9 protein-coding genes are annotated in these 17,284 nt (G+C 38.6%); 2 read left to right on the top strand and 7 right to left on the bottom strand.

Annotated elements, in window-relative coordinates; genetic code table 11:
- Nucleotides 1-116 precede the first annotated feature (116 nt).
- The 7 genes from ACT29I_RS13430 to ACT29I_RS13400 form a co-directional block, all read right to left on the bottom strand.
- Nucleotides 117-1,712: an alpha-L-fucosidase gene (locus ACT29I_RS13430; RefSeq protein WP_444793682.1), complete on the bottom strand. Its 1,596-nt coding sequence runs from the start codon at nucleotides 1,710-1,712 to the stop codon at nucleotides 117-119.
- A 226-nt stretch (nucleotides 1,713-1,938) separates the two neighbouring features.
- Entirely contained in the window at nucleotides 1,939-3,171 is a 1,233-nt protein-coding gene (locus ACT29I_RS13425) for a DUF6786 family protein (protein ID WP_444793681.1), read from the bottom strand.
- A 353-nt stretch (nucleotides 3,172-3,524) separates the two neighbouring features.
- Nucleotides 3,525-5,096, bottom strand: coding sequence for a sulfatase family protein (locus ACT29I_RS13420; protein WP_430934684.1), 1,572 nt, complete (start codon nucleotides 5,094-5,096; stop codon nucleotides 3,525-3,527).
- A 532-nt stretch (nucleotides 5,097-5,628) separates the two neighbouring features.
- Nucleotides 5,629-7,164 (bottom strand): sulfatase family protein, encoded by a 1,536-nt coding sequence (locus ACT29I_RS13415; protein WP_444793680.1) that lies wholly within the window; start codon nucleotides 7,162-7,164, stop codon nucleotides 5,629-5,631.
- 240 nt (nucleotides 7,165-7,404) lie between these two features.
- Nucleotides 7,405-8,379 carry a family 43 glycosylhydrolase gene (locus ACT29I_RS13410; RefSeq protein WP_444793679.1) on the bottom strand — a complete coding sequence of 325 codons (975 nt, stop codon included), beginning with the start codon at nucleotides 8,377-8,379 and terminating at the stop codon, nucleotides 7,405-7,407.
- Between the two features lie 80 nt (nucleotides 8,380-8,459).
- Nucleotides 8,460-9,437 (bottom strand): family 43 glycosylhydrolase, encoded by a 978-nt coding sequence (locus ACT29I_RS13405; RefSeq protein ID WP_444793678.1) that lies wholly within the window; start codon nucleotides 9,435-9,437, stop codon nucleotides 8,460-8,462.
- A 23-nt stretch (nucleotides 9,438-9,460) separates the two neighbouring features.
- Nucleotides 9,461-10,846 (bottom strand): sulfatase, encoded by a 1,386-nt coding sequence (locus ACT29I_RS13400; protein ID WP_444793677.1) that lies wholly within the window; start codon nucleotides 10,844-10,846, stop codon nucleotides 9,461-9,463.
- A gap of 359 nt (nucleotides 10,847-11,205) precedes the next feature.
- On the opposite strand from ACT29I_RS13400, the gene ACT29I_RS13395 reads away from it, so the two are divergent.
- Nucleotides 11,206-12,783, top strand: coding sequence for a T9SS type A sorting domain-containing protein (locus tag ACT29I_RS13395; RefSeq protein ID WP_444793676.1), 1,578 nt, complete (start codon nucleotides 11,206-11,208; stop codon nucleotides 12,781-12,783).
- Nucleotides 12,784-13,112: 329 nt separating this feature from the next.
- Entirely contained in the window at nucleotides 13,113-17,189 is a 4,077-nt protein-coding gene (locus ACT29I_RS13390) for a hybrid sensor histidine kinase/response regulator transcription factor (RefSeq protein WP_444793675.1), read from the top strand.
- The last annotated feature ends 95 nt before the right edge of the window (nucleotides 17,190-17,284 follow it).

Below are 17,284 nucleotides of genomic sequence, written 5' to 3'. Positions count from 1 at the left end.
TAATGTAATGTTGGTTCATCCGTCTATAGCTATAAACCCTTTCTGGGAACCACAGCGCCATCATATAAAATTTCCTGATATTATTTGAGACTTCTTCGTATAGTCATACAATCCGATTATTCTATCCGCGTAATAATTTCTACCGATAACAATTCGCCCGGAGTATAAATGACTATGTATTTATTCCCTTCAATAAGATGGAACCCTGAAGCCATTTGAATAATACCATTATCATTAATCCGGTATTCTACGTGTTCATTCAATGTAAATACTTTCTGTACCTTACCGTCATTAAGTGTAAAACTCCTACCTCCTACCTCGACCAATATCCCTTTCATTTTTCGACGATTGGTGTGCTTAACAACTGGCGGTAACCAGGTTGGTCCTTGTTCCGTATCTACTTTTAACTCACCTTCCAATTCCAAAGCCACAATCGGCACACATTTTTCATATGCACTTTCTGGAATGGTGACAGTCATGGTTGCCTTGTCCGTATTCTGCATAAAAGATAGGGCTATGTTTGTATCAAGCAGGTAAGCGTTTTTTACTTTTGATTGAATACCATTAACCTGAATTAATCTATTTTTTCTACCATACAAGTGCAGAAAAGCCTTGTTTTCTTTGGTCGTAACAGAGCCCCATTCGTATTCGGCTTTAAAGGGAGATCCTTTGGTTTCATAGATAGCTTCTCCATTCTGTTTTGTCCATTGTCCAATATTTTCCAGGCGTATTATCTCCTCCGGAGTAAAACGGCCATCGGGTCCGGGTCCAATATTCAGTAAAAAATTAGAATTACGGCATGCACACTTTGATAGCATGGCAATTACTTCCTCGGAGGATTTCCAGTTGGAATCGTTTTTATCAAAACCCCAGTTCAGTCTTAAGGTCATGATGGATTCAACGTATCCGTCAATACCCGGAGGTGCCAATTCACGATCGCCCAAATTCCGATAATCGCCAAGCTTATTTCCTATACGGCTACTTATAATGCATTCAGGTTGATATTTGCGTACCATATCGAAACACATCTGGTTTAGTTTCTTATGCTGATCAATTCCCATATCAAACCAAATCAAATCTATTTGTCCGTAATTGGTCAGCAATTCTTTCAGGTGAGTAGCTACTAGTGCTTCATAGGACTGGGGAATTTCAGAAGTATCTCTTCCCACTTTACTACGATGGTACCAATCCTTTTCGTGGGAATAATAGAGTCCCACACGTATTCCATTTTTATGACATTCTTCGATAAATGCCTTTACAATATCCTTTTCATAAACTGAGGATTTCATAATGTTCCAGTCCGATGCTTTTGTATCGAACATGGCAAAACCATCGTGATGCTTTGAGGTAAGCACGATATATTTCATACCGGCATTTTTAGCCATTCTTACCCATTCTGCCGCGTTATAATGGATTGGGTTGAACTGATGAGCAGCTTCTTTATAATCTTTTTGGGGAATATCTGCCATGAGATAAATCCATTCAGAACTTGCCCCCCCCATTTCCTTACCGTGGTCAATACCATCCCATTCGCCGCCAAAAACTGAATAAACCCCCCAATGAATAAACATGCCAAATCGGCCGTCCTCCCACCATTTCATTCTTTCATCAAGATCGGAAGCACTCATACCAGTGTTATGATTTGATTGGCAAATGGCGCTATTTAATAGTACCAGACAAAAAAATATGGATAAATAATATTTTTCTTTCATTGTTATATTCAATTTGATAGCAAGGTCTATTTATAAAATGTTGAAAAAATTCAACCTTAGTTACCTGGAGGTCATATCTACGTTGCTGCAATATTTTTCCCGAATAACTAGCATTGAACGAAAATTGCTCTCTCTTTTCATTCAACGTGCTTTTTATTCTTTTGCGAGGTGGACTATTCCACCACGCATCCTGAGATAATTGTTAACCAACAATAATGAGCTTATATTAAACTTTACTAAAAATAGATTTAATATCTTCTATTGACACGTTAAAAATGTTTTGAACTATTTCGTCTAAATATTTTTCATTACCGGTAACATGAACTATTCGTTGGACATGTGTAATGCTTTCTCCTGAATATAGCAATGCGGCCGGTGAAGAACTTTCGATTTCGTAAAAAGGCCCCATGATCGATCCGTCGTCAACAGGCCCGTCGTTGTATGAGTTTAAAGCATCGCCTTTTAAAGGATCTTCCTGTTTTCCCCATTTTGAATTTACATACCTGGCCGGCTCATCGGGTTTTGAGTACCACAGAATTGTTAAGCTATTTGTTTCAGGGTCGTAACTACCGCAATATGGTGTAGACCGCTCCGGCGATAAGCCAATTTTACTTCGATACTTGCCATCGACTTTAAAATAAGCGATTCCATCTTTAGTGATTAGTCTTTCTGATGGCACCTTACCGAAATAATCGTCTTCCACAACTTTCCCCAGCTCTTCTCCATCCCCTTTATTATAGGGCAAAAACACCACACCCTTTTCAGCCGGATTGAACATGCATAACAACCAAATAGATAAAAAACCGGAATCCTCTGTCCAGTTATTATCACCTCTGTTTGTTAATACATTTTTAGATTCGTACGCCACCCATTTAATCGATTCGTTTAGGGATGTTTTTAACGTTTTCTCCACTTCGCTATTTTCCAGAAGTTTAATGGTACGATCGATACCTATTTTCAAGGAAGTTCCTATAGCATTGGTTAACTCAAACGATTTTTGGAATACAGCCTTTTGTTCACTTTTTTCAACCAAATCAAAAGGTGCTGTATCAAGCTCTTTGGGCACGCTCCAGCTTTCGAATATTTGCTCATCTCCCTGGTCAAAGTAAATGGAAAACGGACCTCCTTCCGGTCCCAGCCAAAACCGCTCCTCACCTCCAAATGGATTAAACTTGTCATTAATTTGGCCAGCTTTTATGTAATCATGATTTATCCACCCAAAGCTTTTGCCTTTCATACCATTGGCCGTACTTGTCATTACCCTGCCCTGGTAACCGGGAGAAATGAGAACAGCAGCACCACTGTCATCATCCTTCAACTGAAGAATTTCAATCTGTTGATTCCTGAAGAACTCCACATCATAGCCATAATCGCCTTCAGTGTATTGATTCTTTTTATCCTGAAGGTTACACGACATCAATAAAACGGACATACATAAATAAAATAGTGTAGTATTCATTGATTCTAGGTATTAACTAATTTTGTTCATCAATTATTGATTTGACTAAAAACTTAAATAATCCGGTAAAAAAATCAGGATTATATATTTCAAAATACTTGTGATAACCTTCACCGGAAATCCGCTCCCTTCTTTTTACCCATTCATATCGGTAAGCCTGTTTATAAAGCCCCAGTGCAAAAACATCCCAAATTTTGCTTATGCCCATTAGGATCAGGACATACGTTCAGTTTATTCCGCTTCTGTTTCATCCCATATTTTTTTGAGAAAAAACGGATTGCATCATGAGACTACCAGCCAGCAATACAAAAAATTATTTTTTCCCATTCCGGTTATTCAATAGGTTTGATGTTCTAATTTATAATCGTTTGTATTTGCGTCCAGCCTTCCATACCTTCGTTTTCCTGAGTGGCACCGGGAGTACTTCTTCCATCAAGAATAATTTTTTTGAGCGCTGCTTTTAACCGGGCAGCTTTTTCTGGATATTCTGATATCAAATTTTTAGTTTCACCAATATCCTCTTTTAGGTTATATAATTGCATGGCCGGTAAATCCAGTTGTTCCTTTTTTAAATCTTGTGGTCGCGGGAAACTCCAGCCCCCAGATCCGGGACAAGTACATAATTTCCAATCGCCCTCCCTAATGGCAAACGAGCCGTTTATTGAATGATGGATGATATATTTACGAATATTTGTATCGCTTTCACCGGTAATAAGGGGTAACATACTGTAACTGTCTTCTGCTTCGTTATCCTGAATTTGGTATGCAGTGAGTTCGGCGCATGTGGCAAAAAAATCGGTGGTACATATTGTTTTATCCGAGCTTGTATTTTTTAATGCTCTGTTAGGCCATTCCACAATAAATGGCACACGGTGGCCGCCTTCAAAAATATCTGCTTTTGTGCCCCTGAACGTATAACTTGGGTCATGATCTACTTTGGCCAGTTCTTCAAAATCGGCTTTCGGTGAACACCCATTATCACTGGTAAATACCAAAAGCGTATTTTCTGATACCCCCTGGCTTTTTAACGCTTCCCTAATTTGGCGCACCACATCATCCACCTGCATCACAAAATCGCCATACATGTTTGTATTACTTTTACCTAAAAACTCTGTTCTGGGCAAAATAGGTGTGTGGGGGGCAGGTAATGGGAAGTATAAAAAGAATGGTGCCCCTCCGTTTGCTTTTTTGTTGATATAATTTACTGCCTTGTCTGTTAAATCCTGTAAAATATTGGCATGCACAAAATCATCCGATGTAAGCCCTTTTCTCCAAATTCCTTTTTCATCTACAGAAACCGTAGTTTTGGTGGGTACCATGGTTGCCATGTCATTTTCCACAAACACATATGGTGCCATATCCAGCGAACCACAAAAACCAAAAGAATAATCGAATCCATGGGATGATGGACCATTTTTTATTGGATTATTAAAGTTTACTTTAGGTTTTGAATTTAGCTTATTGATATATTGTGTTGACTCTTCATTTTCAAGGGACCAATCCCAGCCTAAATGCCATTTGCCAATATAGGCCGTTGAATACCCCTGGCGTTTTAGCATTTCTGCAATAGTGGTGGTTTCTTGTTTTATTAGCGATTTAGAATAACCACTTAATACACTACTCTTTAACGAACTTCTCCAGTTGTATCTCCCTGTTAATATTCCATAGCGGGTTGGCGTGCAAACTGCAGATGACGTATGCGCATCTGTAAACATGATTCCATTTGAGGCCATTTCATCCATGTTTGGCGTTGGTATCTTTCCATCCTGATTAAAACATTTCACATCACCATATCCCAGGTCATCGGCCAGAATATAAACAATATTTGGTTGTTTAGTTTCATGTTTTTTTCTTTTTGCCGCGGCATTAAAGGTACATGCAACCATAAAAACAGTGACTAATAAAATTAAAAAAGTGCTTCTCATTTTATAAAATTTAAGATCAAAAAGTGAAAATAGAAAAGTAAATCCCAATTGATTGTTGACAGCGACTCGATTGCTATTGTATATCATTCATCTTAGTGATTAAAGACCATTTATGGTAAATATGGCGATACCTGAGTGTAAAATGTTATTAAATTACATTGTCAACATTGATGTAACAGTTTAAATATATTATCCGAGATCTGTCATTCGGAATTTAAAAAATTACTTAGTGTCTACAGGCATCAGCCGCATCGAAAAAGTCCCGATATAGAAAATCTTACCCTTCTGTGTTTAAATTATGTTCAGATTTTGTTAATCGAATTGGTATTTAGTTGAACTCTATTGACAACTTTGGGGTTATTATTTCGTTTCATTTTATTTATGGTTAATATTTTATGTTATATATTTATATCTTTTGTTTTTTCATAGCACTGTTCACGATTATTCGATTACAAGTGAAAGGATTCCTCATTACATTTGGAATGAAAATAACAGTTCTATTGATTGCTCTTCAGCATCGTTCTGTTTTTGTCTATGGCATGTCCACTTTATCAAACATCAGGTCCTTTCCATCCGTTGTAATCAATCCCTGTTGCATCCTGGCCTCTCGTGCAGTTTTTATCGGATCAAGAATTGTATAAAGCTCAGTCTCAAACTCCTTAAGTTTACCAGCATATGCGGGATCAAGTGCCAGGTCATTGAGTTCTTTTGGGTCAGCCTCCATATCGAACAAGCTGGGTCTGTTTCTTTCGTAGAATACATATTTGTATTTCTTATTGACTAACATATACCAGGCGCCTGGAAATCCAACGCCGTGCCATTCGGAGAATATGTTGCGATCAGCCGCAGCCTCATTTCCCTGCAACACAGGCAGCAGGCTTTTACCCGGCATATTCTGATCGTGATAATTAATTCCGGCCATATCCATTATCGTTGGATACATATCAACCAGCGCCACCGGCTTATCGATTTTTGCGCCACGTTTTACTCCCGGCCCGGCAATAACCAACGGCACACTTACAGATCCTTCCATGGGTGTATGTTTGTTTCCAATCATACCATGTTCGCCCAAATTGTCACCATGGTCGGAGGTAAAGATGATGTAGGTATTTTCATACATTCCATTTTTTTTAAGTTCGGCGATAAGCTCGCCCAGCATGTCGTCTACACATGTTATCATTCCGTAATAGGCCTTGAGAGCTTTCTTCAACTTTTCCTCGTTCGGAGGTACATCAAGCCCATCCCACTGTTGAAAGCTCTGCAAGGCAGGATGCATATCCGTGTTTGGAAACTTGGCATCATGGGGCAGTGGAATGTCTACATCCGCATACATGTCGTAGTATTTTTGCGGAAGTGTAAAAGGCCAGTGCGGCATAAGTAAGCCAACATGCAACATCCAAGGCTTATCATCATCCTTCCGTTCCTTTAAAAACCTCAGGGCCCAGTCCGTTGTCGGGCGGTCTCGTCCATATTGCCCATTCTTTCCAACCTCGTACTTTGGGGTTTTATAATCTTCCAGCCTGAACGTCTTAACCGTAAGATGACCTTTGGCCTGTCGGGGGCGGTCAGGTAGAAAGCGCACATCCGCCCCGTTCACCACTCTTACAGGTCGTTTCGCCGAATGCCACTCCTCGGTAAAGCCCAGTTTTCCATACAATCCCGGCGAGTCCATTTTACCAAAATGTGCCGTATAATATCCGCTGTTGGTAACCCTGCTGGCCCAGGTAACCTCTTCCTCCGGCCACGCCTTAGCGTTATACCAGTTTTTAATCTGAAAAACGTGTTTACCATACATATACGCAGCACGACTGGGGCCACAGACAGGGGATGAGACATAGGTCCGGGTGAAGTGCATTCCGTCAGCCGCCAAGGCATCTAGGTTTGGAGTTTTCACGACTGGATTCCCCCGAAATCCGGAAATTGCCGGGTGTTGCTGATCGGTGCAGATGAACAGTATATTAGGTTTATCTTGTGCCCTTAATTTTAAGGTGTTACAGAAACATAATACCATGATACTGATAACTAATTTAAACACTATCGTTGTAGTAAACTTCATTTTCTTATTCATTCGCATTATTTATTACCTAGTGATTTTCCCCATAGTCCAATTTCTATCTTACGCTCTTTCTGAAAACAGATATTTACAAAGCAAACTCCTTGATTTTCAGAAAGAGTAAACCTTGAACTTTTCAATTCAAACACTTATAAAAAAGTAGTTTTCTTGCTGACACTTCTTAACCTTTAACTCCTAAAAACATTTTTCATAAAATGTTGAGGTCTACTTTCATTGACGGTTCCATGGTAAGTTTTATTTTGTACTTTTAATCAATTCAAAGCCTTGCACAAAAGGCAACTCACCTTTTTTCCTGTCAGGTCTTCCAATTTGAACACCCCATTTGGGCACCTCCCCCTTACCACTTTGAGTAAATGCTTCCGAACGATACGCCCCTCCGGCATGGGGAGAATTTACCAAATCGTAGATTTTGGTAAAATGAATACCATCTTCAGCATATTGAATCGTATTCGTGATTTCCTCAGGTCCGGTTGTTCCAATCATGGCTGCCACACCTTTACCTTGCGCCCATACCAGTACTTCATGGTTGCCGGGAATCACCGGATTTGCCTCGTGCTTCACATAAGGGCCTTGCGGACGCTCTGCAATGGCCACCCCCATTTTTGTTTCGCGTGCAGTTTTTCCCAACTGACGCCCTTTGTAATAGAACCAGTATTTTCCATCTTTAACGATCAAACAGGCATCATCCACCAGGTGGCTGTCAAAATCTTCCGGATTATCGCTATTCTTTAGCACCGGGTTATTGGGCAATCGCTCCCAAGGACCATCGGGCGAATCGGAAACGGCCATACCAATCTTCGAGTCAGGCTTCATCTTCGGGTTCTTTGAAATCCCGGTGAAAAAGAGCCAGTATTTACTTTCAGCAACCAGAATATTAGGCGTAAAAACACTGGCCTCATCCCACGCACCGGCCTCTGGATTCTTGTCGATTGCCATACCTTTTTCCGTCCAGTTCACACCATCAGACGATGTTGCATACCAAACCGTGGCATCATAGCCGCTGGACTTGGGGCCTTTTGAATACCAAACATAATATCGGTCGCTTACCTTGATAATATCGCTGGGATCCCGACGCATAACACCTTTCTCCAAACCAATTCCTTTCAAGTTAAATTTGGTAGCCGTAAGCGTTTTTATCTCATCCTGGCCGAAAACCGACATAGTTAACAGCATGAAAGAAAAAAATAACTTGTTCTTTAAAACCTTCATTCGATTGTGCTTATAGTAATTCTTGCTTAGTTGATGGTTCGCTGAAAGATGGCCTTCCGCGGCAACTTCGTTATTCGTATTTATTTTTCTTCTACAGACAATGTAAAGCCTTGCACAAAAGGCAACTCACCTTTTTTCCTGTTAGGTCTTCCTATTTTAACACCCCACTCGGGCATTTTACCTTTACCACTTTCCGTAAACGCTTCGGGACGATAAGCGCCAGCTGCAACTGGACTATTTACCACATCATGTGTTTTGGTAAAATGAATTCCATCTTTGGCATACTGTATGGTGTTTGTTATATCGTCAGGGCCAGTGGTCCCAATCATGGCTGCCACACCTTTGCCTTCGGTCCAAACAAAAACTTCGTGGTTGCCCTTAATAACCGGATTTTCCTCGTGTTTTACATAAGGACCTTGCGGATGCTCTGCAATGGCTACTCCCATCTTGGTTTGACCGGGACCTTTTCCCATCTGACGTCCTTTGTAGTAGAACCAGTATTTTCCTTCCCGAACAATCAGACAAGCATCATCCACCAGGTGACTATCAAAGTCCTCCGGGTTATCGCTGTTGGTAAGAGCCGGGTTCGAAGGCAGGCGCTCCCAAGGGCCATCGGGCGAATCGGATACGGCAATACCAATTTTTGAATCCGGATTGTAAGGCTGTTTGAATTTACGTGAAACACCGGTATAAAACAACCAGTATCTTCCTTCGGCCACAAGAATATTGGGCGTGAACACACTTTCACCTTCCCAGGTTCCGGGCTTACCTTTAGCCAACGCCATTCCTTTTTCTGTCCAGTTTTTACCGTCGGTAGAAGTGGCATACCACACGGTGGCATCGTAACCGGGAGATATTTTTCCTTTGGAATACCACACGTAATACAATTCACCAACTTTGATGATATCGCTGGGATCTCTTCGCATTACACCTTTTTCTAATCCAATGCCTTTTAAGTCAAAATTGTTAGCGGTAACCGTTTTCTTCTCTTCCTGCCCTACTACAGTTATAGATAACAGTAAAAAACCAATTATAAAATGTCTTTTTAAAATCTTCATTTGATTATCGTTTTATGTTATTTCTATTTATAATCTTCGTTTATTTCTGGCATTTCAGCATCCACCTTTTTTTGCCATTTTTCCAACTTGCTTAACAGCTCATCTCTTTTTTCCGGATACTGGTTGGCCAGGTTGTACGCTTCACTTAGATCATCCTTCAAATTATACAAGTACAATTCATCTGATTCAAATTCCTCAATCAACTTCCAATCTCCCTCGCGAATAGCGGCTCCCATAGAAAGCCCTTCTTTCCGGTGATGGGGAAAATGCCAGTAAATAGCCCTTTCCTGAATAGCTCCTGTCCCGTACATTACAGGAAGCAAGCTTTTGCCTTCCAGCTGTACATGATCAGATGGCGTGCCCCCGGCCAACGCCAAAAAGGTTGGAAAAAAATCAACCGTAGTAACGGGTACAGCACATTTGCTTCCGGGCTTTATTTTCCCAGGCCAGCTAACAATTAGGGGCACCCGAATTCCTCCCTCATTTAAGGTTCCTTTTTTGCCTTTTAAAGGTGGGTTTCCCCATAAGCCGCCATTATCCGAATAAAAAAACACGACGGTATTGTCCAATAAATCCATTTCTTTCAGTTTGTCCATAACCTTTCCCACGTTTTCATCCAGCTTCTCAATCATGGCAAAATAGGGATTACCATCATATTTTTCAATAGTTTCGGCCGGGGCGCTTAAAGGGGTATGAACAGTATACGTAGCCAGGCTTAGAAAAAAAGGCTTTTCTTTATTATGCGCAATGAATTGTACAGCTTCATCCCCCAGTCTGTCGGTTAAATATTCTCCTTCCCTTCGGTCTTTGATGGTGCCGTTTTTATAGGGATCGAAATAACTTTTGGGCTGTCCGTAGGCACAACCTCCGATATTCACATCGAATCCTTGTTTGTCGGGGTGATAGGCAGCATTCACAATTCCATCTTTTGTGTATACGGAACCTTCGCCACCTAAATGCCATTTGCCAATATAAGCGGTTGTAAAACCTTTCTGTTTCAATAGTTCTGCAAAAGTAACTTCTTCATCCGGTAAATGGTCCAGAAAATAAGCTTCCTTCAGTTTTTGTCCCTTGCTGAGTTTTGCCAAATATTTTTCCATGCCCATTCCAGGTATGTGGCAAGTCAGTTTTAGGGTAGCGGGATATTTTCCGGTCATCAGGCTTGCCCGGGTTGGCGAACATACCGGCGCAACGGCATAAGCATCTGTAAAAACCATTCCACCATAGGCCAACTGATCGATATTGGGCGTTTGAATTTCCGGTTTATGATTCATATAACCGACGTCGGAATAACCCAAGTCATCCACTACGATAAAAACGATATTGGGAAGTGTATTACACGACTTTTTTTGACAAGCAAAAAGAAATAACAGAAAGAAAATAACAGGTATAAAAAACCTCCTTTGCATTGTTCAAATTCACATTAAGTTAATATCAATACAATAATACATTTCACACCCTACAAACTTTACCTGTATTATAACAAAAGCTGCAAATATTATAACAACCCTCACTTACATATCAACCAACTGCCTGACTGAATTAATATTAAAGCTGTTTGTTTTTGATTTTAATGTTGCCAGAATAAACCTATTGATTCCAGAATAAATTAAAATCGTGAATAATAAACTCTATTATTTAAATGATTTGTCACAAGCACCGTTTCGATAAAACGTTTTCTTTGATAGAGTCAGACAATTATGAATCATCATAATGAAACTGAACAAACATTTATATTCATTTTTTTATAAACTTAAAATCTACTATTATGAAAAGAATTTTATCTCTAATTAGTTTTTTAATTGCATTTACTTTAAGCATTCATGCACAAACCTTAAACTACTATGTAGAAACAACAGGAAGTGATACCAATGATGGTTTAACAGTTGGGAATGCTCTGGCTACTGTTAGTGCTGCCATTACCGAAATTCACGCCGATTTTGCAGGAGGAACAAATAATGATTACACCATAAACCTTGGAGAAGGTATATTTGGTGCTGCCGATATAATAATTGATAACAACAGTTCTGCATTTACATTGAACCTTGTTGGTGCAGGCGCTGACAAAACTACGCTTACTGCTCAATCATCAGACGTAGTTACCGTTCCAAACATGTACCTTTTTAAGCAGTTTAATGATGACAACTCCAATGTAAACATTAATCTGAACAAACTAAGAGTTTCTAATTACGGATTTTTAACCAACAATTACGGCGCTATATTCTACAATGCTGCCAATGCCCTGGATGTAAATTTTTCAATTGACCAATGTATTGTAGAAAATATTACAAGTAATTTGGGTGGAATCTACTATACAAATCAAGCTACTACCTCTTTTACATTAACAAACACGTATTTGACCGACGTACTTACTCTTAATCATAACAACAGATTTCACTCTACAATTTATGTAGGAGCAGGTAAAGCAGAAATCAATAACTGCGTGTTTAACAACTTTACACAAGACCACAACAGTTCGACACAACAAATTAAAACCAAATGGGGAACTATCCTGTCTGGTGTTCAAGGTAAAACAACAACCGATGCCACCGAGCTTATTTTTGTAAACAATACAATTGTTAATGATAAAGCCATAAATATGGAAAAAACATGGTACGATAAATCTTCGGTATGGTTTACCAATGCCACTGAGAATGGAACAAGTCCAAAACTTACGATTGCCAACAACCTTTTCATCACCGACATGAAAGAATTCACCGGTACGGTAGGAACTGCCGAGGGTAGTTCTGAAGCAACAAAGTATTATCGTGCATTATCCATCACTCAGTCAGTAGCGGATGGCACTGCTGCTATCAATTGGTTAGCATCAAGCAATAATGTTATGATGGCTCAGCTTGGTTTTCCCGAAACAGGTAATATGATTGATGAAATGTTAACATACACTTCTACAGAAATCGATTTTGAAATGGATGGTGACCTTCCTAAAGTTTTATCTGCGGAAAATGGTGTTAGCTATGTTAAAGCTAGTGGAACAGCCATTGTTGAAGCTGGTTTAGCTTCAGTAGCACCGACTAGTGATATTACAGGTAAAACACGCGGCAGCAGCCCTTGGATTGGAGCTTATGATGCTGGTTTAAGTTCAGGTTTCTCTTCGGCGATGGCTACTGAGATTAAACTATACCCAAACCCAGCCAAAGATGTAGTTTATGTAAAAGAAGAAATAGCAAAATTGGTTATTTATGACCTTACCGGCCAGTTGGTCGCCTCTTATCCTGCAGAAAACATGAAAGTGAATGTAAGCGAATTATCAACAGGCATGTACATTGTAAATGGTATTAATACGAATGGTGTACGAATTCACACCAGCCAGTTGATAAAAGAGTAATAGGATTTTGTTTATATAACACAAAGGCCAATTCACATATGTGTTTTGGCCTTTACTGTATTATGTAAGTTCAATTAAAACTATTGAATGCAGATTTTCACATCATTGACTATAAATTTCTAAAACAAACTTGATATAGAACATCTGATTATCAACATAAGATTATTGCGTATTATTGTAGCAACGTTACCCCTCCCTAAACCACACACATCGCAAATTTTAAACACCTTCACACAACCATTTTTGACATTTGTTTATATTCCTGTCTCTATAGGAAAATATTTCTAATTTTATGACTTCAATAAATAATGGATCAAAACTCATTTTAAATGACCTATAAATTCTCCTTTGTCCTTGTATTAATATCTGTTCTGTCAATCCAGATTAAACTCCACAGTCAGGGCGTTTTTTTTGAGCACATTAAACACGAAGGAATTCACCAGGATGGAATATTTGATATTGTACAAGATGAAAATGGATTTTTGTGGTTGGCAACTCACAAAGGACTCGTTCGATATGATGGCATCAATACGATAGCTAATGAACACTTTTACGATGGACAACATATCAAGCCATGTGATAAGGTTTTTGAATTGGTGGTAGATAGAAACAATGATATTTTAGCAATTACCACAGTTGGCTTATGCAAATATGACCAACGGGCAAAGCGATTTCAAAGAATTCCTCATCCAGCTATTGATAATCGTTCCAAACTTTGTCAAACAAGAACTAATGATGTACTTATCACTTCATCCTCAGGCGTTGTATGTCTTTCCGAAAACAATAAAATTAAAGATGTTGTTATAGCTAATCATGATTTTTTTCCTTACGGGGAGAGAATAAGAACAATTTTTCATGTAGAAGATTCATTGTTTTTTGTTGCTGCGGAAAAGGGAGGCATAGGAATAGCACGATATGACCAAAGACGAAATATATTTAATATCATCACGTATTCTGATAGATCTTCTGTATGCAATACGGTTACCAGAGAATCAGATTCGGTGTTTTGGATGGGATTTCAAAGCAAAGTAAGTCGTGTAAAGCTAAAGAAAAAAGATGAATTAAATTCATTAGACCACTTGATAACCCAGGAAGAGTTTTCTCAGGAAATTAATAGCGTGACAGATATAGTTGTATCTTCTAACAACAATATTTATATATCAACTGTCGGAAATGGTTTGTATGAAATTAATCGTGCCACAAAGGAAGTTAAGAGATACTTACAAAATGAGAAAAACAACAGTTTAAAATGGAATACCTTATTATGTATGTTTGAAGATAATACTAAGGTTATATGGATTGGAAAGGGTCAGGGAGGCATCACAAAAATCGACACTAAGCGAAAACCCTTTTACAATTTAGTGCATCACTCTTTGGATAAAAAATCACTGTCCCATAATTATATCAATCCGGTTTTAGTTGATTCAAAAGGCCATCTATGGGCAGGAACATTGCAGGGTGAACTAAACCGATCTGTCAATACATTTGCTGAAACCCACATATCTGAATTTGAATTTGAACTAATTTATGATAAGGATATTATGAGATATGCTCTGTTCGAATTGAATAATCATGTAGTTATTGGAGCCGGCCCAACAATACTCTTTTTTAATCTGAACACTGAACAATTTTCGAGTTTGCCCCTAAATAGTAAATTGCAAAAAATCATTGGGAATAATCCAATTTTTAATTTTGAAGTTGATCATAAAAACAGGTTGTGGATTGGTGGTGCTCAAGGTTTGTTGTGCGTTGACTATGATAATGATTTTCAAAACCTTTTGTCGGGAAATTGTACCCAATTACCTGTTATGGCCAATACTGGAGTAGCATTAAGCGATAGAGTTAATCAAATTCTTTGCACCGAAAGTTATGGAATTTTTATAGCCATGAATAATGGGCTATTCTCTACTGTTGAAGATAGTGACACCATATACCTTAATCATTATTTCTACGAACCTGACAATGAAATATCTTTAAGTCATTCGAGAGTTACCTCGGTATGCGAGGGTGATAATGGCCAAATATGGATTGGAACTTATAATGGAGGATTGAATAGAATTATTTCTAAAGATGACGTTATAGTAGGTTTTCATCATATCAACAACCCAATAAACCTTCCTGTCAGTTCCATCTTTGATATTCAAACCGATGGAAAAAATAATTTATGGATTGCCTCCAATAACGGAATCATTAAATACAACACACAAAACAATACACACATCCAATACGCCTATCCTCTGCCTGAGGGAATTCATAAATTCAATGTAAAAGCCGGGGCAAAAACAAAAGATGGGCAATTGTTATTTGGAGGAAACAATGGCATCGTAACATTCCACCCCGAAAAAGTATCGATAAATGATATTCCTGCCAAAATAGCATTAACTGAATTACAGATTTTGGGTAAACGAGTAAAGGTTGGAGAAGAAATATTTGGAAGAGTGATATTACCAGAATCATTGGAAACATTAGAGCAGATCACCATACCTCACGAATGTAACAACTTTACCATTGAGTTCTCGGCATTGCATTATTCATCTCCCGAAAACAACTCTTTTAAATATAAACTGAAAGGTGTAGATAAAAATTGGCTGCATACATCTGCATTGAAAAATTCAGTAAACTACCCTCGATTACCTCATGGTGACTATACCTTTCAAATAAAAGCACTTAACTCCGACAAGGTTGAAAGCAAAAAAATCAGAGAGTTACACATTCGTGTTTTACCACCTTGGTATTCAACACGGATTGCCAAACTGTTCTTTAGTTTAGCCTTTTGCGGTATATTTTTTACAGTGTATAAAAATCTTTATCGCCTCTCTCAATTAAAGCAGTCTCTGAAATTAGAGGCATTGGCCAAACAGCAGGATAAAGAGTTGTTTGATATGAAGCAACGCTTTTTCACAAATATATCCCACGAGTTAAAAACACCGCTGTCTTTAATTATCGGTCCGGTAGAGGGAATGATAGCGGATGTGAAAGGTAAAGACAAGGAAACTAAAAATTTGTCCTTAGTTTTAAGGAATGCCCGCCGATTACAACGCCTGATAACCCAAATACTGGACTTCAGGAGGTTGGAGCAGAATAAAATGAAAGCTAACCTGCATAAAGCCGATATAAATGAATTAATTCATGACGTTTTATTGGCCTGCGAATATGGATTTCAGGAGGCAAACTTACAGGTTGAGTTTATAAAGAAAGTCGAGAAAATTGAAATATGGATAGATTACGATAAGATAGAAAAGGTACTTTACAATCTTATTTCAAATGTTTGTAAATATTCAAAAAAAGGTGGCAATGTAGTGGTTAAAACAACTATAGACAAGATAAAGAATGAGCTTGTTCTTAGCATTCTAAATGAAGGAGAAGGTGTACCTCCATCAAAGAAACAACAAATTTTTGACCGATTTTATCAATTGGATAATCAATCGTCCGGGGCAGGTATTGGACTTTCTATGAGCAGGGAATTTATTGAATTGCACAATGGTAACATTAATGAGGTTGGTAAGTATGGAGAAAACTCAGAGTTTGTCATTACCTTACCGCTCCGTAATCCGCAAATAGCAAAGGATAGTGATAAAACGATAAAACCTGCAAAAGAACTTTACAGTCCAATAAATAGCGAGTTAGTACAATCCGATGATAAACAGCAAACCATTCTTGTGGTAGAAGATAATACCGACATGCTTGAATTTATTAGTGATATTTGCCAAAAACAATTCCATGTGGTTAAAGCCATTAACGGTGTAGAAGGTTTAGAATCAGCCAGAAAACATATACCGGATATTATTATCAGTGATGTGATGATGCCGGAAATGAACGGGAATGAGCTGTGCAAATTACTTAAAGATGATGCTAAGACCTGTCATATACCTTTGATAATGCTTACTGCCAAAGACACCCTGGACGAAAGAATAGAAGGAATAGCAACAGGTGCAGATGCATATATTACAAAACCATTCCGCGCAGATCATTTATTGGCGCAGATCAATAACCTGCTCGATTCACGAAAGAAACTACAGCAAACATATAAGGAAAAATACGCCTACGTATCCGATAATATTAAAACCACGTCATATGATGATAAACTGTTAAAGAAATTTGTTGCGTTTGTTGATGCAAATATCTCTAATTCAGAACTAAAAGTTGAGGATGTAGCACAAGAATTAGCCTACAGTTATATGCAATTTAACCGTAAAATAAAGGCACTGACGGGAGAGTCGGTGGGCCAATTTATTACACAATACAGATTAAAGAAGGCTAAATTGATGTTTGAGAAAAACCCAACAGTAAGGGTGTCCGATGTAATAGCAGAAACTGGTTTCAATACCCATTCTTATTTTTCTAAATTGTTTAAAGCGCAGTTTGGTCTGACTCCGAAAGAATTTAGGGAACAGCTTTTATCTTAAACCCGGATTGTGTATTGGGGGTTCGTCATGCGCATGGCAAGTACTATAAAACAAGGCATTACCCAAACGAGGCATCACTTGTCCCGATTACTTTC

Source organism: Saccharicrinis sp. GN24d3, assembly GCF_052400645.1.
Taxonomy (GTDB): domain Bacteria; phylum Bacteroidota; class Bacteroidia; order Bacteroidales; family Marinilabiliaceae; genus Saccharicrinis.
This window is presented reverse-complemented; position numbering and strand designations above follow the sequence as displayed.

Bases quoted from the DNA above. Each gene is read 5' to 3' on its own strand.
- ACT29I_RS13415 (WP_444793680.1), bottom strand. From the start codon at position 7,164: ATGAATAAGAAAATGAAGTTTACTACAACGATAGTGTTTAAATTAGTT.
- ACT29I_RS13395 (WP_444793676.1), top strand. From the start codon at position 11,206: ATGAAAAGAATTTTATCTCTAATTAGTTTTTTAATTGCATTTACTTTA.
- ACT29I_RS13420 (WP_430934684.1), bottom strand. From the start codon at position 5,096: ATGAGAAGCACTTTTTTAATTTTATTAGTCACTGTTTTTATGGTTGCA.
- ACT29I_RS13400 (WP_444793677.1), bottom strand. From the start codon at position 10,846: ATGCAAAGGAGGTTTTTTATACCTGTTATTTTCTTTCTGTTATTTCTT.
- ACT29I_RS13430 (WP_444793682.1), bottom strand. From the start codon at position 1,712: ATGAAAGAAAAATATTATTTATCCATATTTTTTTGTCTGGTACTATTA.
- ACT29I_RS13390 (WP_444793675.1), top strand. From the start codon at position 13,113: ATGACCTATAAATTCTCCTTTGTCCTTGTATTAATATCTGTTCTGTCA.
- ACT29I_RS13425 (WP_444793681.1), bottom strand. From the start codon at position 3,171: ATGAATACTACACTATTTTATTTATGTATGTCCGTTTTATTGATGTCG.
- ACT29I_RS13410 (WP_444793679.1), bottom strand. From the start codon at position 8,379: ATGAAGGTTTTAAAGAACAAGTTATTTTTTTCTTTCATGCTGTTAACT.
- ACT29I_RS13405 (WP_444793678.1), bottom strand. From the start codon at position 9,437: ATGAAGATTTTAAAAAGACATTTTATAATTGGTTTTTTACTGTTATCT.